The following is a 24,879-nucleotide window of genomic DNA, read 5'->3' on the forward strand; positions in this document are numbered from 1 at the left end:
TAGATGATGTTGAGTAATTTCAGGTTCTTCCTCAGCGACTATCGCCTGTGGATGGTGATCGGCTTGATTGGCGCGGGGTCGCTGGCGTATTTCGGCGCGGCCGAGGCCCGGCAGATCGGCATCTGGGTGGCGGTGGTGCTGGCGGCGCTGTTGCTGTTGGCGCTGATCGTGTGGGTCATCAAGCGCATCCTGGCCCGGCGGGCGGCCAAGCGTGTGGAAGCCATGGTGCAGATCCAGGCCGACCAGGCGGTCGCATCGGCGCAACCGGCGCAACGCGCCGACACCGAAGCGCTGCGGTCACGCATGATGGAGGCGGTCAAGCAGATCAAGTCGTCGCGGCTGGGGGCGCTCAAGGGCAAGGCAGCGCTGTACGAACTGCCGTGGTATGTGATCATCGGCAATCCGGCGGCGGGCAAGAGCACCGCGATCCTCAACTCCGGGCTGCAGTTCCCGTTCGAGGACAACCGCAGCAATGTGATCCAGGGCATCGGCGGCACCCGCAACTGCGACTGGTACTTCACCACTACCGGGATCGTGCTGGATACCGCCGGCCGCTACTCGGTCAGCGTTGAAGACCGCATGGAGTGGCTGACCTTCCTTGGCCTGCTGAAGAAGAACCGTCCGCGCGCGCCGATCAATGGGGTGATCATCGCGGTCAGCATCGCCGAACTGTCCGGCAGCAAGCCCGAGTTCGCCATCGAACTGGCCAAGAACCTGCGCCAGCGCGTGCAGGAGATCACCGAGCGGCTGGAAGTGTTCGCGCCGGTGTACGTGCTGTTCACCAAGGCCGATCTGATCGCCGGGTTCAGCGAGTTCTTCCGCAACCTGGATCCGTCCGAACGCGAAAGCGTGTGGGGTGCGACGCTGCCGTTCGATGTGCAGGCGCAGAGTGATGCGCTGACCGCCTTCGATGCCCATTTCGATGAGCTGGCCGAAGGCATCAAGGAAATGAGCCTGTCGCACATGGCGATGCAGCGCGGTCGCGAGGTGTCGCCGGGGCTGCTGACGCTGCCGTTGGAGTTCGTCGGCATCAAGCCGGCGCTGCGCACCTTCATCGCGACGCTGTTCGAGGACAATCCGTTCCAGTTCAAGCCGGTGTTCCGTGGGTTCTACTTCAGCAGCGCACTGCAGGAAGGGCATTCGGTGCATCACGCGTCCGAGCGCGTGGGCCGCCAGTTCTCGCTGTCCTCGCGCGGCGCCGATACCGATGCCGCGCCTACCGGGCAGACCGCGTTCTTCCTCAAGGACCTGTTCCGCAAGGTGATCTTCTCGGACAAGGAACTGGTGCGTCAGTATTCCAGCCCGCACCAGAACCGCCTGCGCTATGGCGTCTTCCTCGGTGCGGTGGGCGTGCTGGCCCTCGCGCTTGGCCTGTGGACCTGGTCGTACACCACCAACGTGCAGTTGGTGAACAACGCCACCAAGGACCTGGAGCAGGCTGTCCGCGTGCAGAAGGACCGCGTGGACCTGAAGTCGCGCATCGATGCGCTGCTGTTGCTGCAGGACCGCATGGAGCAGCTTGACCGCTACAAGAAGCAGGGTGGCATCACCACCAGTCTGGGGCTGTACCAGGGCGACAACATCCGCGCCAAGCTGATGAAGGAGTACTACCACGGCATGCAGCAGGTGATGCTGGATCCGACCGTGAGCAGCCTGGAGGGCTACCTCGGCCAGGTGGTGGCCGAGCGTGACAAGCTGGGGCAGGGCACGCAGGCGGCAGCGGAGAGCGAGGTGCTGTACCAGAACGCGTCGCCGACCAGCACCAACGATGCGTACAACGCCCTCAAGACCTACCTGATGCTGGGCAACCGCAAGCAGGTGGAAAGCGCGCATCTGTCCCAGCAGCTGACCCTGTTCTGGCGCAACTGGCTGGATGCCAACCGTGGCCAGATGAGTCGCGAGGACATGGTGCGGGCCGCCGAGAAACTGATGAACTTCTATGTGGCCCAGTCGGCAGATCCGGGTTGGCCTCAGATCCAGAACAAGGTGACGCTGGTCAGCGACAGCCGCCAGGCCCTGACCAAGGTGATGAAGGGGCAGCCGGCGATGCAGCGCGTGTTCGCGCAGATCAAGGCGCGTGCCGGTGCCCGCTTCCCGACGGTGACGGTGGATTCGCTGGTTGGCGAAGAGCGCAACGGCCGTCTGATCACCGGCAGTTACGCCATTTCCGGTGCCTTCTCGCGCAAGGCGTGGGAGGACTATGTCAAGGACGCGATCAACGAAGCGGCCAACACCCAGCTCAGCACCACCGACTGGGTGCTTGATACCACCGAGCAGAGCGATCTGTCGCTGGCGGGCAGCCCGGAACACATTTCGCGCGAACTGGTGACCCTGTACAAGCAGGAGTACGCCAAGGAATGGACCAAGTTCATGCAGGGGTTGAGCATCGCCCAGTTCGACACCTTCGAGCAGGCCACCGCGCGCATCAACACGCTGGGCGACGCCACCAACTCGCCGCTGCGCCTGCTGCTGGAGAAGATCAACGAGCAGACCATCTGGGACAACCCGGCCGCCGAAGCGCGTTCGAAGAAGGCCAAGGGCGGGTTCGTGGCATGGTTCCAGAAGACCATCCTGCGCAAGGACCCGGAGGCGGCGGTCCAGCAACAGCCGGTGGGCCCGATCGGCAAGGCGTTCGAAGGCATTGCCAAACTGACCACCAAGCGCGCGGACCAGCCGGCGGTGATCGACGCGTACTTCGAAACGCTGGGCAAGCTGCGTGCGCGCCTGAACAACATCAAGAGCCAGGGCGAACTGGGCGTGGGCACGCGCAAGCTGATGCAGGACACCTTCAGCAATGAGGGCTCCGAGCTGAGCGTGGCACTGGCCCTGGTCGACGAGCAGGTGTTGACCGGCCTGGATGCGGCCCAGCGCGACGCGCTGCGCCCGCTGCTGCTGCGTCCGCTGACCCAGACCTTCATGGCGCTGGTGGAGCCGACCGAGGGTGAGGTCAACCGCAGCTGGGGCGCGCAGGTGTACGAGCCGTTCAAGGCACGCATCGGCCAGCAGTATCCCTTCAATCTCAATTCGGACGTGGATGCCGCGCCGAGCGACATTGCCGCGATCTTCGGTGCCAGCGGCAGCATCGCCGCGTTCAACAAGGACGCCCTGGGTACGCTGGTGATCCAGCGCGGCAACCTGCTGGAAGCGCGCCGCTGGGCGGGCATGGGCATCACCCTGTCCAACGAGCTGGTGGCCAAGTACGGCAACTGGGTCAGCGGGGGAGCAGCGGGGGCCGCCTCGCAGGACACCACCATCTTCGAGCTGCTGCCGTCGCCGGCCACCGGTGCGATCGAGTACACGATCGAGATCGATGGCCAGACCCTGCGCTACCGCAACACGCCGCCGCAGTGGACCACCATGCAGTACCCGAACCTGGGCCAGGTGCCTGGCGCAAAGGTCACCGCGGTGGCCCCGGATGGCCGCACCGTGGAGGTGTTCAACGCCGCCGGCGCCAATGGCTTCAGCCGGCTGATGAAGGAAGGCCAGTACGAGCACCTGGACGGTGGCAGCAGCCGCATCACCTGGAGCGCCGATGGCGTGGCGGTGACGGTGGAGATGCGCGTGGTGCGTCGTGCCGGTGCTGCCGCCGATGGCGGTGACTGGCAGCGCGGCCTGCAGCTGCCGCAGACCGTGGCCGGCAGCGGCCCGGTGGCACCCGCGCCGACCGCGCCCGGTGCCGTTGCGCCGACCGCGCCTGCGCAGTCGACCGGAGGTACGCCATGAGCCGCGCCGTGAGTGCCGGGGTGTCCTACTTCGGCAAGGTGCCGTCGCGGGGCGACTTCGTGCGCGCGGCGGACAACCACCAGCTGCTCGGCTGGCTGGACCGCTGGGCCGGAGAGAGCGTGGAACTGCTGGCGCAGAACCCGGACTGGAAGCGCGTCTATGATGCCTCGCCCGAGATCCACTACGCCTTCCTCGGTTCGCGCAGCAAGCTGGTCCTGTGCGGGCACTTCCTGGCCAGTCGCGATGCCTCGCAGCGGCGGTTCCCGCTGCTGTCGGCGGTGCGCCTGGAGGCGGCCGAGCCGCTGCCGTTCATCGGCCGCAGCCCGCTGGCCATGTCCAACGCGTGGTCGGGACTGTCGCGCATGGCGCGCCAGGCCTTCAGTGACGAAGACGCCGGTCCGGCGTTGAACGAGCTGGCCGATGCGCGCTTCAGCATCAGCACCGATCCCAGCGCCTACAACGCCACATTCCGTGACTTCCTCGACGGCCAGACCATCGGCTCGATGGAACGCCTGCTGCGCGATGCGGGCCATCCGGACGTCGTGCTGAAGCAGGCGCTGCCGGCACTCGGCCTGCTGCTGCAGCCGGTGCTCAGCGGCGGCGATGTCAACGTGGACAGGGCCCTGGTGTTTCCGCTGGTGCGCGATCCGTTGTACCGGCCGCTGGTGGCGGCATTCTGGCTGGACATCGTGTCCTGCTTCGTTGCCCGTGGCGATTTCGAGCTGGCCGTCCTGATCCGCAACGATGCCGCGCCGACGATGGTGGTGGGCTTCAACGGTGCCGACCGGCACGCGCTGCGCGCGGTGCTGGACCCGGCCGAGGCCGGCGACTTCCTGATCCGCGTGCAGCAGGCCGAATGGGTAGACGACTACCTGCACAGCGACTACAACCTCAATCGCTTTGCCAGCTATCTGGATCGCGATGACCTGGCATTGAGCACGGCGCGCAGCCTGTTCGGCGAGACTTTCCTGGGAACCTGACCATGCGCCTTCGTTCTGCTTATGTACTTGTCCTGGCCGTACTGACGTCGATCGGCTCGGCCGCTGCTGCCGGCCAGGCCGCGCCGGCGGCGGCTGGCACCGAACGGCCTGTCGTGATCGAGGGCGTGGTCCCCGACCAGGCCACCAAGGCCCGTCTGCTGAAGAACCTGCGTGAGGTCTACGGTGCCGAGCGGGTGGTGGACCGTGTGCAGGTCGAGTCCATCGCCACACCGCCGAACTGGGGCGACTACGTGGCCGGCATGATCAACCCCGGGCTGAAGCGGGTGTCGCCGGGCAAGCTGGAGATCAACGGCCAGTCGGTACGGGTCAGTGGCGAGGTCGGCAATGAGGCGCTGCGCCAGCAGGTGGCCAGTGACCTGAGCCTGGCCAGCAACACCTCCTACACGGTGACCAACGCGCTCAAGGTGGGCTCCCAGCAGAAGCTGCTGGACCAGACCCTGGCCAACCGCATCATCGAGTTCCAGAGCGGCAGCGCCAAGCTGACCCCGCTGGGCATGCGCATTCTCGACGAGATGTCCGAAAAGATGGTGCAGATGGGCGATACCAGCTTCGTGGTCATCGGCCATACCGACAATGTCGGCCAACGCGAGAGCAACCTGGCGCTGAGCCATGCGCGCGCCCAGGCGGTGAAGGCGTACCTGGTGCAGAAGGGCATCGCCGCCAACCACCTGGACGTCGTTGGCAAGGGGCCGGACGAGCCGGTGGCCGACAACGCCAGCCTGGACGGTCGCGCACGCAACCGTCGCATTGAATTCAAGATCCAGTAACGGCGTGACGCTCGACGGGCTTATTGCCCGTCGAGATTCTGGTTGATATCCAGCATTTCCTCCATCTGGTCGAGCACGCTGGAATCCTTGATGACCCGCTTGAGCCACACGTGCAGCGGCATCTCGCCCCAGCGCGCGGCCTTCTCGGCCAGATACGCGACCGGGCTGTGCGGTTCGGTGCGGCGGAAGAACTCGGCCACCTGCCGCAGCTGCTGCAGCGCTTCCTTGCGCGTGGTGGGTGCGCCGCCGGGGCTGCGTGCCGACGGTGCGGCGGCGTCGCCGGGGCCAGGCTGGGCGGTGAACGCGTCTTCGGCATCCAGCGCATCGACCACCTCGCCGTCGAGCAGCACGCCGGCATCGCGCGCGAACCGCATCACCGTACGCTGGATGTGCTCGATCTGTTCGCGGACCGCGCTGAAACTGGGGCCATCCAGGCCGAGCCGGTTGTCCACCGCTGCCTGCAGCGTTGCCAGTGCATCGGCGCATTCGGGCAGGGTTTCCAGCAGCTGCCGATAGAACTCATGCTGGGTATCGCGGCGTGCCGCTTCCAGCTGCTCCAGCCCGGGGCGGTCGTCGTGATAGTCGCCGCCGTTGCTGGCGCGGGCGTGTGCGACTTCGAAATCGGTGAGCGTGAAGCGGCCCTGCGGCGCCGAGACGATCGGCACGTTGCGCAGCCACTGCAGGGAGTTGCTGAGCAGCCAGCTCAGGTTGCCGATGCGCTCTTCCTGGTCGTCGTCGGGTGCCTGCGGGTGCACCTCGTCCCAGTACTGGTCGCACAGACCGGCCACGACCCGGTACCCCACCGCCAGCCCGCGGAAGCCCTCGACCTGGGTGGCCGCTTCGGTCAGCCAGCCTGCCAGGCGCAGGTCCTTGGTGCGGGTCTGCAGCAGGTCGGCGCATTCGCGCGCGACGCTGGACCAGTCGGCGTACTTGATGTCGGTCTGCCACTCGCCCTGGTCCAGGGTCGGGTCGTCGGCGCGCCGGCTTTCCTGGATACGGTCGAACTCGGGCGAGAAGGCAAGGTCCTCGCCGGTGGGGGCGTGGTCGGCGATGGGGGCCAGCAGGGCATCCTGATCCAGCATGGCAAATCTCGTGATTGGGAACGTGCCGATTCTAGCCTGCGTTTGCGTGCGGGGTGACGGAGCGCCGGGGTGTTTGCCTGGTGGCCGGCGCCGGTGCATAGTGCACGCACCGTGAGGGGCCGTGCCCGCGATGGGGCGGGCAATCCATGACTGACTGACACCGGGGAAGGGGCGCCGACATGCAGGGAAGGACGATTTCACAGGCGCTGTTGCTGGCGCTGGGGCTGGTGGCCGGCCTGGATGCCGCCGCGCAGGCCACGACCGATGCCAAGGTCTTCGGAGGATGGCGCAACCTCCATTCCGAGAACGGCGCCGAGCCGGCGCTGGAAGACATTCCGTTTGCGATGCTGCCGGCGGAGACCGCCAAAGGCACACGGTTTGCCGTGCTGGATCGCGAGGGCAAGCGCACCGTGTGCTGCATGGTGGTCACCAGCGACCGGTTGGATGCGGCGGCGCTGGAGCAGCGCTACCGGCTGCCCGGGGTATGGATATCGGACGTGCTCAATGAGGGCACCACCGAGAGTCGTCCGTACGAACCGCGCGTCTATGAAATGAAGCGCGACGGGGCGCTGCAGACATATGCGTTCTTCGACGCCGCCGAGGCGTACAGCGATCTTGGCGGATTGCTGCTGCCGCCGTCGGCCACGCTGGATGCGGCGGGCAATGTGAAGGTCGGCGCGGACAGGTACACGCTGCAGTTCCAGTCCACGGCCTTCGCCGATGACGACGGTGCGCTGGATCGCTTCACCCTGCGGCCGGTCGGCAAGCCCGGCAAGCCGGTGATCGTCGAAGTCCCGTACGGGACGTATTGAGACAGCAGGGATTGACGTCGCTTTAACATACCGCGTCATGCTTGCGTGCGTCTGTCATTGGCATCTGCTACCGTCGTGTCCACAGGGGATGGAAGCGTCGCGGGCTGCGCCCGTTGCGTGCACGACTAGGTGAGCCATGGATGCAATACGGAACCTGATGACGCAGGCGGCCCGGTTGTCGGGTGAGCAGCGTCTGTACCAACTTTCGCTGCCGGCCGCGCCGGATGTGGTGGTGGAGCAGTGGCACGGGCAGGAACAGCTGTCGCAGGGATTTCGCCATGAGGTGACGTTCCTGTCGCTGCAGGCCGATCTCCCGCTGGAGTCCTGGTTGGGCGCGCGCGCGAGCCTGCAGACCCGGTTGGCTGATGGTGCCCTGCACAGCCGTACCGGGGTGGTGACCGAAGCGCATCTGCTGGGAGCCGACGGCGGCGTGGCGCGTTACCGCATCGTCTTCTGCGATGCCAGCTGCTGGCTGGCGCAGACGCGCCACAGCCGCGTCTTCCAGGACCAGACGGTGCAGCAGATCGTGGACAGTGTGTTCGCCGCGCACCAGGGCCACGTGGCCTGGCGCTGGAGCGAGGAGGTTGCCGATTTCCTCAAGGGCGCGCGTCAGCGCAGCTACTGCGTGCAGTACCGCGAAAGCGATCTTGATTTCGTGCAGCGGCTGCTGGCCGAGGAAGGCCTGGGCTGGCGCGTGCAGCCCGATGACGGCGATGGCAACGACGGTGGTCATGCGCTGGTGCTGTTCGCCGACAGTGGCGTGCAGCCACAGGACGCGGTGAGTGCGCGCAGCGGCGGCATCCGTTTTCACCGTGCCGATGGCACCGAGCAGAACGATGCCGTGCAGGCACTGGGCCAGCGGCGCCAGCTGGGCGCGCAGGCGCTCTCGCTGCACAGCGACGATTACCGCACCGTGCGCTCGCTGGGTGCCGGCGTGCCGCTGGAAGGCGGCGGGAGCGGCGGGCGTGAGCTCTACGATCCAAGCGGTGCCTACGCATTCGTGGATCGGCACGAAGCGGACCGCTACGCGGGCTTGATGGCTCAGGCCAGCGAGGCCCGCTGGAATGACTGGCAGGGGCGCGGCACGGTGCGCAGCGCCACCGCCGGCCAGTGGCTGCAGCTGCGCGATCTGCCCGGCGATGCGCCCGAGGAGCTGCTGCTGGTGTCGCTGCGCCTGGCAGGCATCAACAACCTGCCGGTCGATGTCCGTGACGCGCTGGAGGCGGCCCTCGGGCCGGCCGTGCAGCCCGATGCCGACGCTGCCTTGCTCTGGGAAGACGCGCGCCGGCATGGCTTTGCAGCCACCTTCGCAGCGGTAGCGCGTGACCAGGTGTGGCGTCCGATCCTGCTCGACGAGACTGGCGCGCGGCTGAATCCACGTCCCCTGGCGCCCGGTTACCAGACCGCCGTGGTGGTTGGCGATGCATCCCGTGGCGAGGGACCGCAGGAGGTCCATGCCGACGCCCTGGGCCGGGTCCGGGTCCGCTTCCACTTCCAGGCCGATCGCCGGGACGCAGGCACCGCTCAGGACAGTACGTGGCTGCGTGTGGCGCAGCGCTATGCGGGTCCGGGCGTGGGCAGCCAGTTCCTGCCGCGCGTCGGCCAGGAAGTTCTGGTGGGCTTCCTGGAGGGCGACATTGATCGGCCCGTGGTGGTGGGCAGCCTCTACAACGGACAGGGTGAGGCGGGCGTCGCCCCGACGCCCGCCGGAAAGACCACCGAGAGCGACACCAGCGCCTATGCACAGGCGACCGACCGGATCGCCAGTGCACAGGGCAATCGCAGTGGCGGCCAGGCGCCCGTGTGGCACGCCGCTGCTGCCGGCGACGACGCACACCGTCATCCAGGCGCGCTGTGGGGCGTGCAGTCGCGCGAGTGGGCCGGCGAGGGGCATTCGCGCCTGCTGTTCGACGACAGCGACGGCCAGTTGCGCGTGCAGCTGGCGACCACGCAGGCAAGCAGCGCGCTGACCCTGGGCCACCTGATCCACCAGGCCGACAACTTCCGCGGCAGCCTGCGCGGCGAAGGCTTCGAACTGCGCAGCGATGCCTGGGGCAGCGTACGCAGCCGCGCCGGCCTGTGGCTGAGCGCGTATGCGGCCGGCCCGGCGTCGCCGGCCGGCACCGTATCCGCGCCGGTTGCGCTGTTGAACCAGTTGAACACGCTGGGCACCACGTTCGCGCAGGCCGCCGGCACGCACCTGACGGTCAAACTGGCCAGCGCCGAGGGCGTGGGGCGCCCGCAGCATTCCAGACTGGTCGGCGACGCTGCGCCGCTGGAGGCAGTGCTGCGCAGCGCCCGCGCCACGGTACCTGGCGATGCCTTTGCCGACGCACGGGGCGCCGCGGGCGACCGCGACGGGTCGGCCGGGGAGGGCCGGGTGCCGCATACGGGCGACCCCCTGCTGGGCCTGGCCGCGCCGGGCGGCGTGCTGCATCGCGCCGGCCAGTCCATACACTGGAGTCTGGGCGAGACACTGACGCTGGGCAGCGGCCTGGCCAGCGAAGCCATCGTGCTTGGCCAGTCGCGCTGGCACAGCCGCCAGGCGATCGGCATGCTGGCTGCCGCCCGCACCGGCGAGGGCGCGCAGACGCGCACGCTGAGTGTGGTGGCGGGCCTGGGCGAACTGGACGTGCAGGCGCAGAACGACAGCATCCGCGTGCAGTCCAAGGCCGCGCTGCGCGCGGCAAGCGCGCAGGCCGCGGTGGAACTGGCGGCGGGGCGCACCGTGCATGTGGCCACGGCCGGCGGTGCCAGCGTGACCATCGAGGGCGGCAACATCACCTTCACCGCGCCGGGCACCATCACGGTGCACGCCGCGAAGAAGTCGTTCCTGCCCGGCGGCAGCGGCAACTACCCGTTGCCGGTGTTCCCGCAGTCGGTATGCAAGGAATGCCTGCTGCTGGCCGCGCAGCGCGCCGCTCCCCTGACCCCGAAGGGCTGAGCGATGCTGCCGATTCTGTTTCCCAGTACCGCCGTAGTGTCGCTGGACGCCGCGTTCCGGCGCTATCTGCTCCTGGATGGCGCCCAGTGCGAGCGGCCCCAGACAGTCCTGAAGCGGCTGCCCTATGCGGCATCGCGGCTGTTCGACGGTCTGTTGGCCGACGGCAGTGCCGACACCTCGGTTTTTCTGGTGCCGCTGCCGGAGGCGCTGGATCTGCAGGACGCGCTGCTGCGATTGCAGGACGGTGTGCGGTCGCTTGGCGCCTTGACGCTGCTGGAGTCGCCGCTGGAGAGCGGCGAACTGACCCAGCGGCTGGCGCGCCGCCTGGATGCGCGGTATCCGAATGGCAAGGAATTCATCGCGCGCTTCTACGACGGCCGCGTGCTGCCGTGGTGGGTGCAGGCGCTGAACGATGCCCAGCGGCATGACTTCCTGGCGGTGGGCGAGCGCTGGCATTACGTGACGCACGACCACCAGTGGGACACGCTGGCCCTGCACTGCCCGATGCAGGATCCGCATACCGTGCCGTGGACGCTTGACGCGCCGCAGCGGCATGCGTTGATCGACGCGTCGTATCCCTACACGCTGATCGAGCACTTCCAGCTCACCGACCCGGAGCTGCTAGACCGCCTGCCGTCGGCGAACTGGTATGCGTTCATGCGCAACGCGGTGGCCGTGGCGGCGGCGTTCGGCATCGAGGACAGCCGCCGGGTGGTGATGGTCTGCACGTGGGCGCTGCTGGTCGGCGACGACCTGGGTGAGGATCCGGATTGGCAGGTGCGGTTGCGCGACTTCGCGGACGGGCGGCGCAATGCAAAGGAGATCGGCGATGAGGTGTGGCCGATGGAGGAGAGCTGGTGAACGCACCGGGCATCATTCAATCGTCAACCGGGTGCGCGCATCGCGCCGCCCACTGCGTCGTGGAGCCATCATGCTGAGCAACAAACCGCTGCTGTGGATCGTCGTGGCCGTGATCGTCGTGGCCGCTGCCAGTGCAGGCTGCGCCCGCGCGATGGCCAAACCGACGCCGCGCTCGCCGTACCTGACCTTGTTTGCCTTCAACTACAGTGACCGCTACCTGCATGACGTGCGCGTGGACGGCAAGTGGATGGGCGGCGTCTCGGCCTATACCAACGGCGGGTCGGTGATGGGACCGCTGGCGCCGAAGCACGACAAACCGTTGTCGATCCGGGTCGAGTGGGAGCTGTCGGACCGCTACGATCTCACCACCAACACCTACCAGACCGCCGGCCCGCGCGAGCCACGTTCGGCGGTGGTGACGGTGCGGCAGCCGTATCCGCCGGACCCGCGCACGCTGCTGCTGCATTTCTACCAGGACGGCCATGTGGAGGCCGAACTGATCGACCGCTCGAAGGATTACTGGGATTCCCGCCGCGAGGTGCTGCCCAAGGGCCACATCGCCAACGACGGAGCAGCGCGCCCATGACGGCCCAAGACCCAACCGCCATTCCCGGCCAGGTCGACCTGGAGCCCGGCTCACCCGAGCCGGTGGCCGACGCCGACCCCACCGCACGCACCGCGCGGCTGGCGCGTGGCACCCGCCCGATGACCGACGCCGAGCGACAGCAGCGCCAGGCGGCGCAAAGCTGCTCTCTGCCCGACAAGGAGGAAGCGACCACCGGCTGCAGCCAGGCGCTGCATTTCACCGTTTTCTTCGACGGTACGGGCAACAACCGCGATGCCGAACTGGCCAAGGGCGAATCCGAACGGGCGTTGTCGAACATCGCGCGACTGTACAGCGCGCGGATCGATGGTCGCCCCAATGTGGTGTCGACCTACATTGCCGGCGTGGGCACCCCCTGCCCGGAAGTGGGCGATACCGGCGGCATGCTTGGCCTGGCGATCGGCAAGGGCGGGCGCGAGCGCATCGATTACGCGCTGGAAGAGCTGGACATGAAGATCCAGCAGCAGCCGGCGTCGATGCGTATCGTGATCCTCAACGTGGCGGTGTTCGGCTTCTCCCGCGGGGCGGCGCAGGCGCGCGGTTTCGTCCGCGATCTGGTTGCGCTGTGCAAGCGGCAGCCGGACGGCACCTGGCTGTATCGCGACAGGACACCGATCCGGATCGGCTTCGTCGGCCTGTACGACACCGTGGTGTCGGTATGGCCGTCGCTGGTCCATGCGGCGGTCAATGCGGGCAACGGCCACAACGGTTGGGGCGAGGGCATGCGCATTCCGCCGATGGTCGTGCAGTCGGTGCACATGACCGCCGCCCATGAGCTGCGAGGCCAGTTTCCGCTGGATTCCACCCGCGACGATGCGCGCTATCCCGACAACACCCAGGAGATCTGGTACCCGGGCGTGCACTCGGATGTGGGCGGTGGCTACGATCCGCAGCACCAGGGCCGGCAGAACAGCATTGCCCGCTTTGCGCTCAACGAGATGTACGACATCGCGCTGGCTGGCGGGGTGCTGCTCAATCCGCTGACCCGCCTGCCGTCGCCGGTGCGGGCCGAGTTCGACAAGACAGATCCGGAACTGCAGGCGGTCTACAACGCCTACCTGCAGGCGGTGCGGATCAAGCGCGGGCGCATGGAGGACGTGCAGGCCGCGCACATGGAGCTGCTGCACCGCTGGTTGAAGGTGCGCGTGGCGCGTGGCGACAAGCTGCCGTCGATGCAGCGCCTGGCACAGCGGCAGCAGCAGCTTGAGGAGGAGGTCAAGACATTGCGGCGGGAGAAGATGCGGCTGCGCGATCCGTACGGGAACGACTACGCCGCCTCCAGCATGACCAGCGAGGAGATCGCCGAATGGAACCGGGCGTCCGATGCGCTCAGCGCGCGCAGCGACGCGCTGGGCGAGGTCAAAAAGCAGCGCAAGGGCCTGGCCAGCGAGACCGATACGCTGGTCGGCAAGATGGTGGCGTTACGACGCAAGCGCGAGCGCGGCAAGACGTTGACCCTGGCCGAACGCACCATGCTGGACGCCTGGGACAACAAGACCCTGCTGCCGGAGGCGGTGGAGACGTTCTTCGACGGCTACGGCCACGATTCGATCTCGCACTGGTTCATCGGCAACCTGGCGCAGTGGCGGGTGCTGTATTTCGGCGACACCAAGTACAAGCCCGGCGAAGTGGTGGAAGGCGCAACCGCGCCGCAGGAGCAGACCGAGCCGGCGTGACCGCTGCAGGCCGCGCCGGGGGGCGAGGTCAGTCGCTGTGGCCGCGATGCACCGCCTCGACGCGGTGGCCGTCCGGATCGACCAGGAAGGCCGCATAGTAGGTGTCGCCGTAGTCCGGTCGCAGCCCGGGGCCACCGTTGTCGGTGCCGCCGGCCGCCATCCCGGCGGCATGGAAGGCCTGCACCGCCGGCTCCGATGGCGCCGCGAACGCGAGATGGAAGCCATCGCCGGGCGGCCCCGCGTCGGGCGTCAGGTTGAGCAGCAGCAGGTCCTGATCGTCGACCAGGCCGTAACCGATCGATTCCGGGCCGTCGAACACGCGGCGATAGCCGAGCGCGCCGAGCGTAGCGTCGTAGAAGCGGCCGGCACGCGGCAGATCGCGCACGCCAAGGGACAGGTGATGCAGCATGCGCTCGGTTCCGGGCAGGTGGGGGGGGCTGAGCATACCGCGACCGCTGCCGCGCCACAGGCGGGACGGTCCACGCGTCGCGCGAGGTCGGCAGCCTGGCGCTCGATTCGCCGCTCAGCCGCACATCCACGTCGATTGCCTGCGCGCGGGCATCCTGGCACCCCACTGTCTATCATTGCTGCCGGCGCCGCCGCGTGCACGGACTGACCAGAGCAAGGACCCCGCCATGACCGATACCTCCGCATACCTGCTGCCGGCGCCGCGCGCCCTCTGCGCCGTTTTCCTGTTGGCCGTGCCGTGGGTGGCCCTTGCGGCCGATACCCATGATGCCGCCGGCAACCGGCTCGAGTCGTTGATCGAGCAGCCCGGCACCGCGCCACCGCCGACGCTGGAAGGGGGTGATCCGGACATGGCGCAGGCGGTATCGCCGCTGTACTGCACCGCCGACCGCGCCTGGTGCGTACGCCTGATCGCCAGCCGCAACAATCCCAGACCCTCTCTGCAGGTGCAGGAGTTCGTGCCGGGCGAGCCCGAGCCGCGCGACCGCCATGTGGGCTACACCGGCCCCGAACGCGACGGCCGGTTCCAGGTCTGGCCCTACCTCCTTCGCCTTGCGCCCGGCCTGGGCGCACCCAGCGCACCCACCGATCCGGCGCAGGCCGCGTTCGAGAACGTGGTGGTGGGCGTCATCGTGGAGCGGACGACCGGCTATTCGGGAGGCGGTGCCTCCAGCAGCACGCTGCTGCTGGAGACGATCTATCACACTGACGAAGGGGCGGAGACCAGCAGCGTGCTGTCGCTTCCGGTGGCGGGGCAGGCCAGCATCCGTGCCTGCTACGGCGAGCAGGATGCCGCCCTGCGCAAGGGCGCCTGCCACGACGAATACCGCTTCAGCGCCACCCTGTCGCTGCTGCCGCAGGGCCGTGGCATGCCACTGCTGCGCTATGCCAGCACCGCCACCCGTTTCCCGGCATTCGCCTCGCGCAGCCGCGATTCGCTGGCCAGGGGCGCGCTGAGTGACCGCGACCTGCGCACCGCGCGCGATCCGGACTGCAGTTTCGAGCGGACCCTGCGCTTCGATTCGGGCCGCTACGTGGCCGAACCGGCCCTGCCGGACTGCAGCGAATTCACCGAACTGTAGGCGGAAATCATCGCAAAGCCACGCTATAGTGGCCGATCAATGCGGTGCCCGCTTTCGCGCCCGGGCCGACTGGCGCGTCGTCAATGACTCATTCCATGACTGCTGAAACGAATACCCCGGCCGCTGCGGCCGCGCCGACCGGTCCGCTGTTCTACCGCCAGACCGTGCCTCTGAGCGCTGAAGCGCATGCCAACTGGCGCCTGCGCACCGAATCGGCCAGCTTCGCCGCCGGCACCAACTCGCTGCCGGTGGTGGTGGGCGAGTTCGGCTCGATCGCCCAGTTCTACCCGATCCTGTTCACCGGCAAGGAAGCCGTGCCCCTGGCAGCCGTTGGCCTGGCCAAGGACAACCTGTTCGTGACCGATGGCTACTGGGCCGCCGATCATTACGTGCCGGCCTACGTGCGCCGCTACCCGTTCGTTTTCATCCAGACCGACGACCCGCAGAACTACGTGCTGGGTCTGGATGCCGAAGCCGAGCAGGTCAACCAGGGCGATTCCGACGAGGGCCAGCCGCTGTTCGAGAATGGCGAGCCGACCGAACTGGTCAACGCGGCAATGCGCTTCTGCGGCGACTTCACCCGTGAGCACGAGCTGACCCGTCAGTTCAGCGCGGCGTTGATCGAGCAGGGCCTGCTGGTGGACCGCAGCATCGACGTGACCCTGTCCAACGGTGCGCAGATGTCGATCAACGGCTTCCGCGTGGTGGATGTGGAGAAGTTCTCCAAGCTGCCGGACGCGCTGGTTGTGGCCTGGCACCGCAACGGCTGGCTGGCGCTGGTGCACCACCACCTGAGCTCGCTGGCGCGCTTCAATGCACTGGTGCAGCGCCAGAGCGCAGTGCCGCTGCCCGCCGCTGCCTGATCGGCGTCGCGCAGTACACCGGACGGCGGCCTGCGGGCCGCCGTCCGCGTTTCGGGGGCGGGGTCAGTCGCGGGTGCTGACTTCCCAGGTGGCATGCAGCACCCCCGGTTCGTGCTGCAGTCGGGCGACGACGGCATCGAGCTCATGGGCCGCCACGGCAGTACTGACCAGGATCGCGACGATCTCCACGGGTGCATCGCCGTGTTCGACCACCTGCACATCGCCCACCGGGTACTGCGCCGCTTCCAGCAGCTCCACCAGGCGCTCGCGGACAACCGGCGTGGCGATCGGATCGGCGCTCAGCCGCACCTCATACGTGGCCTCCGAAGCGGCCTCGTTGATCGGGATGCGGTTGATCGCGTTCACGAGCGGGCGCAGCAGGGTATTGCCGGCAATGACCAGTGCGGTCAGCAGCACGCCCTCGGCGAGCATGTCGGCGCCGGTGCAGCAGCCTACCGCCGCCGAACACCACAACGTGGCCGCAGTGTTGAGCCCGCGCACGTTCATGCCTTCCTTCATGATCACGCCCGCGCCGAGGAAGCCGACGCCGGACACGACGTAGGAGATCACCCGGACTGCTTCGGTGGAGCCGGCAATGCGCATGCCCAGGTCGACGAAGGCGGCCGCGCCGACGGCCACCAGCACATTGGTGCGCAGCCCGGCGGTGCGCTGGCGGTACTGGCGTTCGGCGCCGATCAGGGTGCCCAGCACGAACGCCGCCACCAGGCTGACCACCGTGTCCAGGAACGGGTAGAGCGAGAAGGTCTCGATGAAGCGCATGGGCTCAGCGCCAGCTCTGCAGCAGTTCCAGCACCTGCGGCTCGCGAGGGCGTTGCAGCAGCTCGGGGAGCAGCGCGTCGTAGGCGGCGCGGTAGTCGGTCGACTGGTGCGCCAGGAAGTCCTCCACGGAGGCCTCGTTCCAGCGTTCGTACAGGGTGAACAGGGTGGGGTCCTGGGCATCGCGGTGCAGGTCGCAGGACACGAACGCCGGCTCGTCCGCCATGCGGTCCACCAGCGTGTGCAGCGCGTCGAGCCAGTCCTGCACCCGTTCGGGCTTGACCTGGAGCTTGACGTAGAAGACCAGCGGGGTATCGGGGGCGCTCATGGCAGGCTCCAGCAGGCAATGGCGCGCAGTGTAGCCGCTGGTGATGACCGCGCGTTGCGCTTAGTCGGAAACCCGATATGCATATCCCGGTCGGTCATTTCACCCGCAGGCCCCCATTCAGCAGACTGGCGCCCCTCCTGGCCCGCATCCCTTGCATCGCGCGCGCCGGCGCTCCGTTTCCCCACCCTGGAACCTGCATGTCTCTGCTCCACCGTTCGTTGCGTCCGCATCCCCTGGCCCTGTCGTTGTTGCCCCTGCTCGGACTGGCGCCGCTGGCCGCCGCTGCCCAGGACACGGCACCTACCCAGCTCGACGCCGTCAAAGTCACCGGATCGCGCATCCCCCGTGCCAGTGTGGAGGGGCCGTCGCCGGTGACGGTGATCACCCAGGAGCAGATCGAGGCGCAGGGTTACCGCAGCGCGTTCGAGGCCCTGAGCGCGCTGACCGAGAACACCGGCAACGTGCAGGGTGAGGACTTCGGCAACACCTTCACCCCGGCGGCCAACACCATCAACCTGCGCGGACTTGGCCCGAACCGCACGCTGGTCCTGGTCAACGGGCGGCGGCAGTCGGACTACCCGCTGGCCTACGAGGGCTCGGTGAACGTGGTCAACCTGGCCAACATTCCCAGCGCCCTGATCGACCGGATCGAAATCCTCGCCGGCGGTGCCTCGGCGGTGTACGGCTCGGATGCGATCGCCGGCGTGGTCAACATCATCCTCAAACGCCACTACGATGGCGTGGGCATCAACGTGCGCGCCGGCACCACCGAGCAGGGCGGCGGCGACAACCAGCGCGTGCAGGCGGTCGGTGGTGGCTCGGGCGACCAGTGGGACGCGATCTTCGGTCTGGAACTTGGCAACCGCAAGGCGATCTACGGGTCGCAACGCGACTTCATGGATTCGTTGACCGACGATCCGCGCGGCGTTGCGCCGCTGCCGACCGCGGTGGCGTATCGCCGCAATGCGGGCAGCGGCAACTACATCGATCCGGGCCTGGATGGCTGCGATGCGACCAGCGGCCTCTACGGTGGCAGCGTGTTCCGCGCGCAGAATCCACGGCAGGGCGCCTACTGCGGCAGCAACGACGCGGCCGCCACGTTCTGGACCGTGCAGACCGAGAAACGCAACATCGACGCCTACAGCGCGCTGACCTGGCGCCTGAACGACCGCCAGGAACTGTTCGCGGACGCCGCCATCGGTACCGCACGCATTTACAACAATACCCGTGCGCCGACCTGGACGTCCTCGCGCAATTACTTCTACAACCAGAACAGCGGCCAATTGGAAACCTGGTACCGACGCTTCGCGCCGGAAGAAATCGGTGGCGTGCAGAGCAATGCCAACCGCTTCCTGGAACAGTCGTGGTCATTCAACGTGGGCGCGCGCGGCAGCCTTGGCAGCTCGGACTGGGACTATGAAGCGGCCTACAGCCGCTCGCGCTACGAGAACCGCACGCGCCGCCCGGTACTGCTGGCCGGCATCAACGACTATCTGCTCGGGCCGAAGCTTGGCACGCGCAACGGCGTGGACGTGTACGCACCGGACCCGACGCGCCTGTACCGCCCGCTGTCGCCCACGGAGTACGACGGGCTGTCGGATACCCAGGAAAGCCGCAATGCGGCCTGGCTGCAGACCGCCAGCGTCAGTGTCAACGGCGAACTGTTCGCCCTGCCCGGTGGCCGGGCCGCGCTGGCGGCGGTGGTCGAAGCAGGCAGCCAAGGCTACCGCAACCGTCCCGATCCGCGCCTGGCGACCGGTGAATTCTGGAACACCAGCGCCGGTGTTCCCGCTGGCGGTGAGCGCGACCGTTACGCGGCCGGCGTGGAGCTGCAGCTGCCGCTCCTGGAGCGTCTGACCGCCACTGTGGCCGGCCGGTACGACCAGTACCGCGCCGCCGGCGACCACATCGGCAAGGCCACATGGAGCGCCGGTCTGGAATTCCGCCCGGTCGATACGCTGCTGCTGCGCGCCAGTGCGGCCAGCAGCTTCCGTGCGCCCGACATGAACTACGTGTTCGCCACCGAGACGCGCGGCTACAACCCGGGCATGACCGACTACTGGCGGTGCCGTACTGCGGGACAGGCCTACGACGACTGCGACTACAGCGGGCTGGCGATCGACTACACCAGTGGTGCCAACCCGCAGCTGCAGCCGGAAACGGCACGCTCCTACGGGCTGGGCGCGGTGTGGTCGCCGTCGGCCAACCTGGATGTCACCGTCGACTATTACGACATCCGCATCGAGGACGAAGTCACCAACCTGGATTCGACCCGCATCCTCAAGGACGAGGCCGACTGCCGGCTGGGCCAGACCGTCGGCGGCGACGCCCGCGACATCGCCTCGGCGCAATGCCAGGACGCGTTGCGCCGGGTGATCCGCAACCCGGCCGACGCCGCCGTGCAGCCCAACCAGGTGGTGCGCGTGCTGATCAATCCGATCAATGCGGCCGCCGAATCGGTGCGCGGCGTGGACCTGAAGGCCAACCTGCGCTGGGACGCCGGGCGCTACGGGCGCTTCTCCAGCCGCCTCGCGTACTCACTGGTGATCGACCACGACTACCGGCAGTTCGACGGGGATGCCATCCAGGACCAGCGCAATTCGCTGGATTCCTACCAGTGGCGCAGCCGCATCAACGGCAGCGTGACCTGGGCGATCAACGACTGGACCGCGACGCTGTACGGGATGCGCTACGGCTCGTTGCCGAAGACCGACGGCAGTGGCCGCATCGCGCCGTACATGACCTACAACGCCAGTCTGTACCGCCGGCTCAACGACAACGCCACGCTGGGCTTGATCGTCAACAACCTGCGCGACAGCCGCCCGCCGGCGGACCGCAATGGCGGTGGCTGGCCGTTCTATCCGGTGGGCAACTACGACCCGTACGGCCGCCAGTTGTGGCTGGAGTTCGACTACCGCTTCCTGTAATGCAGCACATCGCGTCATCCCTGGAGGCCCGGCACTGCCGGGCCTTTTTGTGCGCGCTGTGACGTAGGGGAACAGCGCGGCGTTGTACGGTTGCGACGCACGTCGGCACCTTATCCAGCCCCCCTCGGCGATGCTGCCGGCACGATGAAACAGGGGAGCGTGTGGCGAATGAACAGGATGATCTGGAGCGTACTTGTGTGGCTGGCCTGCATGCCCGCGCATGCCCAGACGGTGTACAAATGCGTGTCCGCCGGGCAGGCGCGGTATCAGTCGGCGGCGTGCCCGGAGGGCCGCACCGAGCAGACCTGGAGTGCGGTACAGCACCGCCCGGTGCGTTACTACGCCGCCTATGTGGAAGCGCTGCGACGGGAGCTGAAACGTGACGCTGCCGCGCGACGTGGCCGGCAAGCGATGCCTGCCGCCCGCCGTGGTCGCGCCACGGCAGCGCCGGGGGTGCGCGGCCATCTGATCTCCGTGCATCGCGATCCGCAGGCCTGCGCTGCGGCCCGGCAGCGGCGCGAAGCGGCGTATCGCGCGGCGGGGCTGACGCGCGACCTGGCGCTGTCCCGGCGCCTGGACGATGCGGTGTTCGAGGCGTGCCGGTGAGGCGGGGTGCGGGGTTGCAGCTGCGAGAACGATCAGGCGCGCGCGCGGGCGCGCGGCTGGGGGCGCGGCGTCCTGCGCGCGAGCAGCAGCGGGCGCGCCAGCCAACGTGCGAGCAGGTACTGCACCAGCAGCGACAGCGCGATGACGGCAGCGGCGGTCACCAGATTCAGCCACGGCCGTTCGGCGGTGGCGGCGACCAGAGCGACGAGTCCGGCCAGCGGCGTGAGCAGGGCGAGCGCGGCCGTGCACGCCAGCAGGGCCGCGGCCGCGCTGCGCGCGGGCGGCACCGGGGACACCAGGCCGGCCAGCCCGTCCCACACGCCGCGCGTGCCGACCACGGCGATAGCCACCAGCAGCATCGGCATCGCGATACGGATCGGCAGCGGCACCTGCGCGGGCACATACGAAATCAGCGGAAGATCCATCAGGCTTGCCAGCAGGAATGTCCAGCCGCTCCACATCGCCAGCAGGCAGGAGGGCCCGAACACGGCCACCACGCCGGTGCGGACATCCGCTGGCCGGGTGGTGCGGGCCGGGTGGCCGGCCTGTACCGCGGCAAACATGGCAATGGTCAGCAGGCCGGCCCAGCCAAGCAGTTCGGCCCCGTGTACCAGCACCGGGGCGAGCGGACCCAGCGGCTGCAGCAGCCCGGAGAGGGCCAGGCCGGCGGCATGCCCTGCAATCAGCAGGCCGACGAACACCAGGCCGGCACGCCAGCGGTGATGCAGGTCGTGGAGGCCGAGGGCGTGGGTCAGCACCACGCCGATCAGCCAGGTCAGCAGCAGCGGTTCGGCAGCGCGCTCGACAAACGCCAGGGTGCGGCCTGTCCAGAGCGGTGCCGGCAGGGGGGCCGTATCGGCCGACAGCGGCATCCACGGCGGGTACCACTGCCACAGTGAACCCGCCAGCAGGAACGCAAGCGACAGCAGAGTCGCCTGCAGGGGCAGGCGCAGTACGGGCACCCCGGGCATCGTCGAATCTGTTCCCTGTGTTCGTCGATGCTCAATCGTGCCGCAGGCGCGGAGTCCTGCCAAGTCCGCGCCTGCACATTCACCTGTTGGGGAACCGGCTTACGGGGTGCGGTCGTAAGCGAACTGGATGCCGGCCGTGCCGCCGGTCCGGATGAACAGATCGATGAAGGCCGGTACCGTGTCGCTGCGGTTCCAGTCGCGCTGAAGCTCGCAGAACAGCTGCGTCACACTGATCAGCACACCACCGGCCTGCTCGATGCGGCGCAACGCGGCATCATGCGCGGCCAGCGAGGTGCCGCCGACGGCATCGACGACCACGTAGACCTCGTAGCCTTCGCGCAGCGCATCCAGCGCAGGGAAGGTCAGGCAGGCTTCGGTCCACAGTGCGGTCATGATCAGCTTGCGCCGGCCGGTGGCTTGGACCGCCTGGCGGAACGCCACGTCTTCCCACGAATTGATGGTGGTACGGTCGTAGGTGGGGTAACCCTCGAGTACCTTGCGCAGTTGCGGGATCGGCGGCTTGTTCAGCCCGGTCTGGACATTGACCGTGGAGTGCACGATCGGCAGTCCGTAGGCCACGGCGGCCGTTGCGGTGCCGACAATGTTGTTGACCAGCAACTGGCGGTCCATCGAGGCGATGGAGTTCACCTGGACCGGTTGGTAGTCGATGATGACGAAGGCGGCATTCTGCGGCGTGAGCAGCGTGTCGCTGGCGGGATCGCGGATCGGTTCACTGGCCATGATGGGGCTCCTGGGGGATGACGCGTTGGCAACGCGGGCGGCAGGCCTGCGCTGAGGGGCGCGGCCGTGTAGAGCGCACGGCCGCAGGGGTCAGTGCGGGGTGGCGGCCATGCGGCCGAAGCGCCCGCTGTTGAAGTCGCGCATCGCCTGGGCGATCTCGGCGTCGGTGTTCATCACGAACGGCCCGTGCCCGACGATCGGCTCGTTGATCGGTTCGCCACTGAGCAGCAGCACGGTGGCGTCCGTATCGGCCACGATCGAGACACCTCGACCGTCGCGATCGAGGATGACCAGCTGGGCCTCATGTGCGACCTGCTGGTCGTTGACGGTCACGCTGCCCTTGAGGACCACCAGCGCCAGGGTGCGACCGGCAGCGACCTCCAGCAACGTCTGATGACCCTGCTTGAGGCGCAGGTCCCAGACATCCATCGGCGTGAAGGTCCGGGCGGGGCCGGCGTGGCCCTCGAAGCTGCCGGCGATCACCCGCACGGTGCCGGCCCCGTCGGGCAGGGCAATCCGTGGAATGTCGCGGTCGAGCAGAGTCTGGTAGCCCGGCGTCGCCATCTTGTCGGCCGCCGGCAGATTCACCCACAGCTGCACCATGTCCAGCGTGCCGCCGCTGCGTGCGAACGACGAGGCGTGGTACTCCTCGTGCAGGATGCCTGCGCCTGCGGTCATCCACTGCACATCGCCGGCGCCGATATGGCCACCGGCCCCGGTGGAATCGTGGTGCTCCAACTCGCCCTCGTAGACGATGGTGACCGTTTCGAAACCGCGGTGCGGATGCTGCCCTACGCCGCGGCGCTGGTCGGTGGGCTCGAACCGGTACGGGCCGGCGTAATCCAGCAACAGGAAGGGGCTCAGGTGCTGGCCGTGCGTGGTGTAGGAAAACAGCGAGCGGGCCGGGAAGCCATCGCCGACCCAGTGCGGGCGGGGGGCGCTGTAGACGCCAAGAACCTTCTTCATGGGGATCTCCATCCCGGGCGTGCCGGGCGATTTCTGTTGGAGATCACAATATTGGTGGAACGATAGGGGCGGTAGTAGTCAGATTATGGCCTGACCGTCCTATGGCGTGAACGATGGCATTCACCCGGCCGCCAGGCCACCGGCGCGTCGGAAATGCAGGCTGCGGTTCCGTCGCGCAGTGCGGCCGGCACCCACATCGGGCAGACGCCGACACTCCGCATCCGTCGCACGTGATGCGAGGTGGGGAGGGGCGACCGAGTGTCCTGTCAGGGCGTGACCATCAGAGCGCGTGCGATGGCGTCGAACGCGGGCAGGGTGATGGGATCGTTGGCGCTGTTGCTGGCGGTGGGATGCGAGGCGAACCGGGCGATCACCACGCGCGCGGTGGGGTCCACGTACAGCGCCTGGCCGTGCACGCCGCGTGCCATGTAAGCGCCGTGCGGGTTGTGGGTGATCCACCACATGCCGCGGTAGCTCCAGCCGGGCAGCTGGGCATACCCGGCGCGGGCGAAGGCCGCTTTGTCGCCACCGGCGCGGATGCGCGCAATGGCCGCCGCCGGAATCACCTGGCGCCCGTCGATGCGTCCGTCGTCAAGCAGCAGTTGCCCGACCCGGGCGAGGTCGAGCAGACCGGCGTTGAAACCGCCCCCGGCGTACGGCGTGCCGCTGGAGTCCACGGTGAAATAGGCGTCCTGGCTGGCACCCAACGGACGCCACACGCGGGACTCGAGCAGTTGGGCCACCGACTGGCCCGAACGACGGGCGATGATCCAGCCCAGCACGTCGGTATTGACCGTGCGATAGCCGAAGGTCTCGCCATGCGCGCCTTGCGGGCGTACGGTTCGCAGATAATCGTAGTAGCTGGTGGGGCCGCGGTAGCCCGGCGGGTGCGGCAGGGTGCTGCCGGCCGCCGCGTACTGCCACACGTCGGCGTCGGGATCGGCATAGTCCTCGCTGTAGCGCAGGCCAGTGGTCATCTCCAGGATCTGCTTGACCGTGGCATCGCCGAAGCCACTGCCGTGCAGCTCGGGCACGATGGCATCCACGCGGGCGTTCTCGTCCAGGGTTCCGTCGGCGACCAGGATCTCACCGAGCAGGCCGGTCATCGATTTGGTGACGGACATGGCGCCGTGCTGCCCCTCGGCATCCAGGCAGCCGCTGTAGCGCTCATAGACGACGACGCCGTCGTGCAGCACCACGATGCCGTCGGTGTAGGTGGCATCCAGCGCGTCTGCCCAGCGCATCGGCGCGGTGGCCCCCAGCGGGGTGAATGTCACGGCGTCCAGCGCGCTGTCGAGGCGGCGCGTCATCGGGCGTGCGGCGCCTTCGCCGCGGCTGACGCCCACGGTGGGCATCAACTGGCGGAAATGGCAGACCGTCCAGCGCAGCTTGGGGAAGGCGAAGTAGTCCTCGTCCGTGTAGCGGATGCGTTTGTCTTCCGGTGGTGGTGCACCCTGCATCCAGCCGAGCGCGACCGGATCGGACTGCGCGGCCGTCAGTGGCGGCGCAGCCACGGCGGTGACGGTGACGAGCAGGGACAGCACCAGGCCCACTACGGGTCGCAGCGGCGGGAAAGGCATCGGCATTCCTTGCGTACGATCGAACAGTGATCGGAGATCAGCATAGCGCACGGTGCGCACTGTTCGAGCAACGCTCCCTGGCAGGCAGGGAGCGCGCGGC

General features: G+C 68.1%; 20 protein-coding genes. 12 read left to right on the plus strand and 8 right to left on the minus strand.

Annotation, left to right across the window (positions count from 1 at the left end; translation table 11 throughout):
* Window positions 1-3 precede the first annotated feature (3 nt).
* The 3 genes from tssM to GDJ08_RS00120 are packed head-to-tail and all read left to right on the plus strand — an operon-like array spanning window position 4 to window position 5,491.
* Window positions 4-3,723, plus strand: coding sequence for a type VI secretion system membrane subunit TssM (tssM, locus tag GDJ08_RS00110; RefSeq protein ID WP_229296398.1), 3,720 nt, complete (start codon window positions 4-6; stop codon window positions 3,721-3,723).
* Window positions 3,720-4,703, plus strand: a complete 984-nt coding sequence (gene tagF / locus GDJ08_RS00115) for a type VI secretion system-associated protein TagF (protein WP_017357293.1) — start codon at window positions 3,720-3,722, stop codon at window positions 4,701-4,703. The genes tssM and tagF overlap by 4 nt, the downstream gene beginning before the upstream one ends.
* A 2-nt stretch (window positions 4,704-4,705) precedes the next feature.
* Window positions 4,706-5,491, plus strand: a complete 786-nt coding sequence (locus GDJ08_RS00120) for an OmpA family protein (protein WP_017357294.1) — start codon at window positions 4,706-4,708, stop codon at window positions 5,489-5,491.
* A gap of 20 nt (window positions 5,492-5,511) precedes the next feature.
* Here the strand turns inward: GDJ08_RS00120 and tssA are convergent, their stop codons facing one another.
* On the minus strand, window positions 5,512-6,573 hold the full coding sequence (gene tssA, locus GDJ08_RS00125; RefSeq protein WP_017357295.1) for a type VI secretion system protein TssA: 1,062 nt from the start codon (window positions 6,571-6,573) through the stop codon (window positions 5,512-5,514).
* 179 nt (window positions 6,574-6,752) lie between these two features.
* Between tssA and GDJ08_RS00130 the strand changes: the two genes are divergently transcribed.
* The 5 genes from GDJ08_RS00130 (at window position 6,753) to GDJ08_RS00150 (ending at window position 13,470) form a co-directional block, all read left to right on the plus strand.
* Window positions 6,753-7,385, plus strand: a complete 633-nt coding sequence (locus tag GDJ08_RS00130; RefSeq protein ID WP_229296399.1) for a decarboxylase — start codon at window positions 6,753-6,755, stop codon at window positions 7,383-7,385.
* Window positions 7,386-7,521: 136 nt separating this feature from the next.
* Window positions 7,522-10,329, plus strand: coding sequence for a type VI secretion system Vgr family protein (locus tag GDJ08_RS00135; RefSeq protein ID WP_153164012.1), 2,808 nt, complete (start codon window positions 7,522-7,524; stop codon window positions 10,327-10,329).
* 3 nt (window positions 10,330-10,332) lie between these two features.
* Complete coding sequence (locus tag GDJ08_RS00140; RefSeq protein ID WP_153164013.1) at window positions 10,333-11,190, plus strand: DUF4123 domain-containing protein; 858 nt, start codon at window positions 10,333-10,335, stop codon at window positions 11,188-11,190.
* Window positions 11,191-11,260: 70 nt separating this feature from the next.
* Window positions 11,261-11,776, plus strand: a complete 516-nt coding sequence (locus tag GDJ08_RS00145; protein ID WP_037591195.1) for a DUF3304 domain-containing protein — start codon at window positions 11,261-11,263, stop codon at window positions 11,774-11,776.
* Window positions 11,773-13,470, plus strand: a complete 1,698-nt coding sequence (locus tag GDJ08_RS00150) for a phospholipase effector Tle1 domain-containing protein (RefSeq protein WP_017355993.1) — start codon at window positions 11,773-11,775, stop codon at window positions 13,468-13,470. The genes GDJ08_RS00145 and GDJ08_RS00150 overlap by 4 nt, the downstream gene beginning before the upstream one ends.
* A 28-nt stretch (window positions 13,471-13,498) precedes the next feature.
* Here the strand turns inward: GDJ08_RS00150 and GDJ08_RS00155 are convergent, their stop codons facing one another.
* Window positions 13,499-13,879, minus strand: coding sequence for a VOC family protein (locus GDJ08_RS00155; RefSeq protein WP_153164015.1), 381 nt, complete (start codon window positions 13,877-13,879; stop codon window positions 13,499-13,501).
* A gap of 226 nt (window positions 13,880-14,105) precedes the next feature.
* On the opposite strand from GDJ08_RS00155, the gene GDJ08_RS00160 reads away from it, so the two are divergent.
* Both GDJ08_RS00160 and GDJ08_RS00165 read left to right on the plus strand, forming a co-directional pair.
* A complete protein-coding gene (locus GDJ08_RS00160; RefSeq protein WP_153164016.1) occupies window positions 14,106-15,020 on the plus strand; it encodes a hypothetical protein in 915 nt (304 codons plus the stop codon).
* A 95-nt stretch (window positions 15,021-15,115) separates the two neighbouring features.
* Window positions 15,116-15,883, plus strand: coding sequence for a SapC family protein (locus GDJ08_RS00165; RefSeq protein WP_017355996.1), 768 nt, complete (start codon window positions 15,116-15,118; stop codon window positions 15,881-15,883).
* Between the two features lie 63 nt (window positions 15,884-15,946).
* On the opposite strand, the gene GDJ08_RS00170 is transcribed toward GDJ08_RS00165, so the two are convergent.
* Window positions 15,947-16,663, minus strand: a complete 717-nt coding sequence (locus tag GDJ08_RS00170) for an MgtC/SapB family protein (RefSeq protein WP_017355997.1) — start codon at window positions 16,661-16,663, stop codon at window positions 15,947-15,949.
* 4 nt (window positions 16,664-16,667) lie between these two features.
* On the minus strand, window positions 16,668-16,988 hold the full coding sequence (locus GDJ08_RS00175) for a putative quinol monooxygenase (RefSeq protein ID WP_017355998.1): 321 nt from the start codon (window positions 16,986-16,988) through the stop codon (window positions 16,668-16,670).
* A gap of 197 nt (window positions 16,989-17,185) precedes the next feature.
* On the opposite strand from GDJ08_RS00175, the gene GDJ08_RS00180 reads away from it, so the two are divergent.
* Together GDJ08_RS00180 and GDJ08_RS00185 are read left to right on the plus strand one after the other, a co-directional pair.
* Window positions 17,186-19,915, plus strand: a complete 2,730-nt coding sequence (locus GDJ08_RS00180; protein ID WP_153164017.1) for a TonB-dependent receptor — start codon at window positions 17,186-17,188, stop codon at window positions 19,913-19,915.
* 168 nt (window positions 19,916-20,083) lie between these two features.
* The gene (locus GDJ08_RS00185; RefSeq protein ID WP_136004929.1) at window positions 20,084-20,521 is read left to right on the plus strand and encodes a DUF4124 domain-containing protein; all 438 of its coding nucleotides are present in this window, start codon (window positions 20,084-20,086) and stop codon (window positions 20,519-20,521) included.
* Window positions 20,522-20,553: 32 nt separating this feature from the next.
* On the opposite strand, the gene GDJ08_RS00190 is transcribed toward GDJ08_RS00185, so the two are convergent.
* From GDJ08_RS00190 to GDJ08_RS00205, 4 genes are all read right to left on the minus strand, one after another.
* Window positions 20,554-21,492 carry a hypothetical protein gene (locus tag GDJ08_RS00190; RefSeq protein ID WP_153164018.1) on the minus strand — a complete coding sequence of 313 codons (939 nt, stop codon included), beginning with the start codon at window positions 21,490-21,492 and terminating at the stop codon, window positions 20,554-20,556.
* 99 nt (window positions 21,493-21,591) lie between these two features.
* On the minus strand, window positions 21,592-22,233 hold the full coding sequence (locus GDJ08_RS00195; protein ID WP_153164019.1) for a hydrolase: 642 nt from the start codon (window positions 22,231-22,233) through the stop codon (window positions 21,592-21,594).
* Window positions 22,234-22,323: 90 nt separating this feature from the next.
* Entirely contained in the window at window positions 22,324-23,199 is an 876-nt protein-coding gene (locus GDJ08_RS00200; protein ID WP_153164020.1) for a pirin family protein, read from the minus strand.
* A 266-nt stretch (window positions 23,200-23,465) separates the two neighbouring features.
* The gene (locus tag GDJ08_RS00205; RefSeq protein WP_229296400.1) at window positions 23,466-24,779 is read right to left on the minus strand and encodes a serine hydrolase domain-containing protein; all 1,314 of its coding nucleotides are present in this window, start codon (window positions 24,777-24,779) and stop codon (window positions 23,466-23,468) included.
* Window positions 24,780-24,879 lie beyond the last annotated feature (100 nt).

The organism is Stenotrophomonas nematodicola (assembly GCF_009467805.1).
GTDB classification, from domain to species: Bacteria; Pseudomonadota; Gammaproteobacteria; order Xanthomonadales; family Xanthomonadaceae; genus Stenotrophomonas; species Stenotrophomonas nematodicola.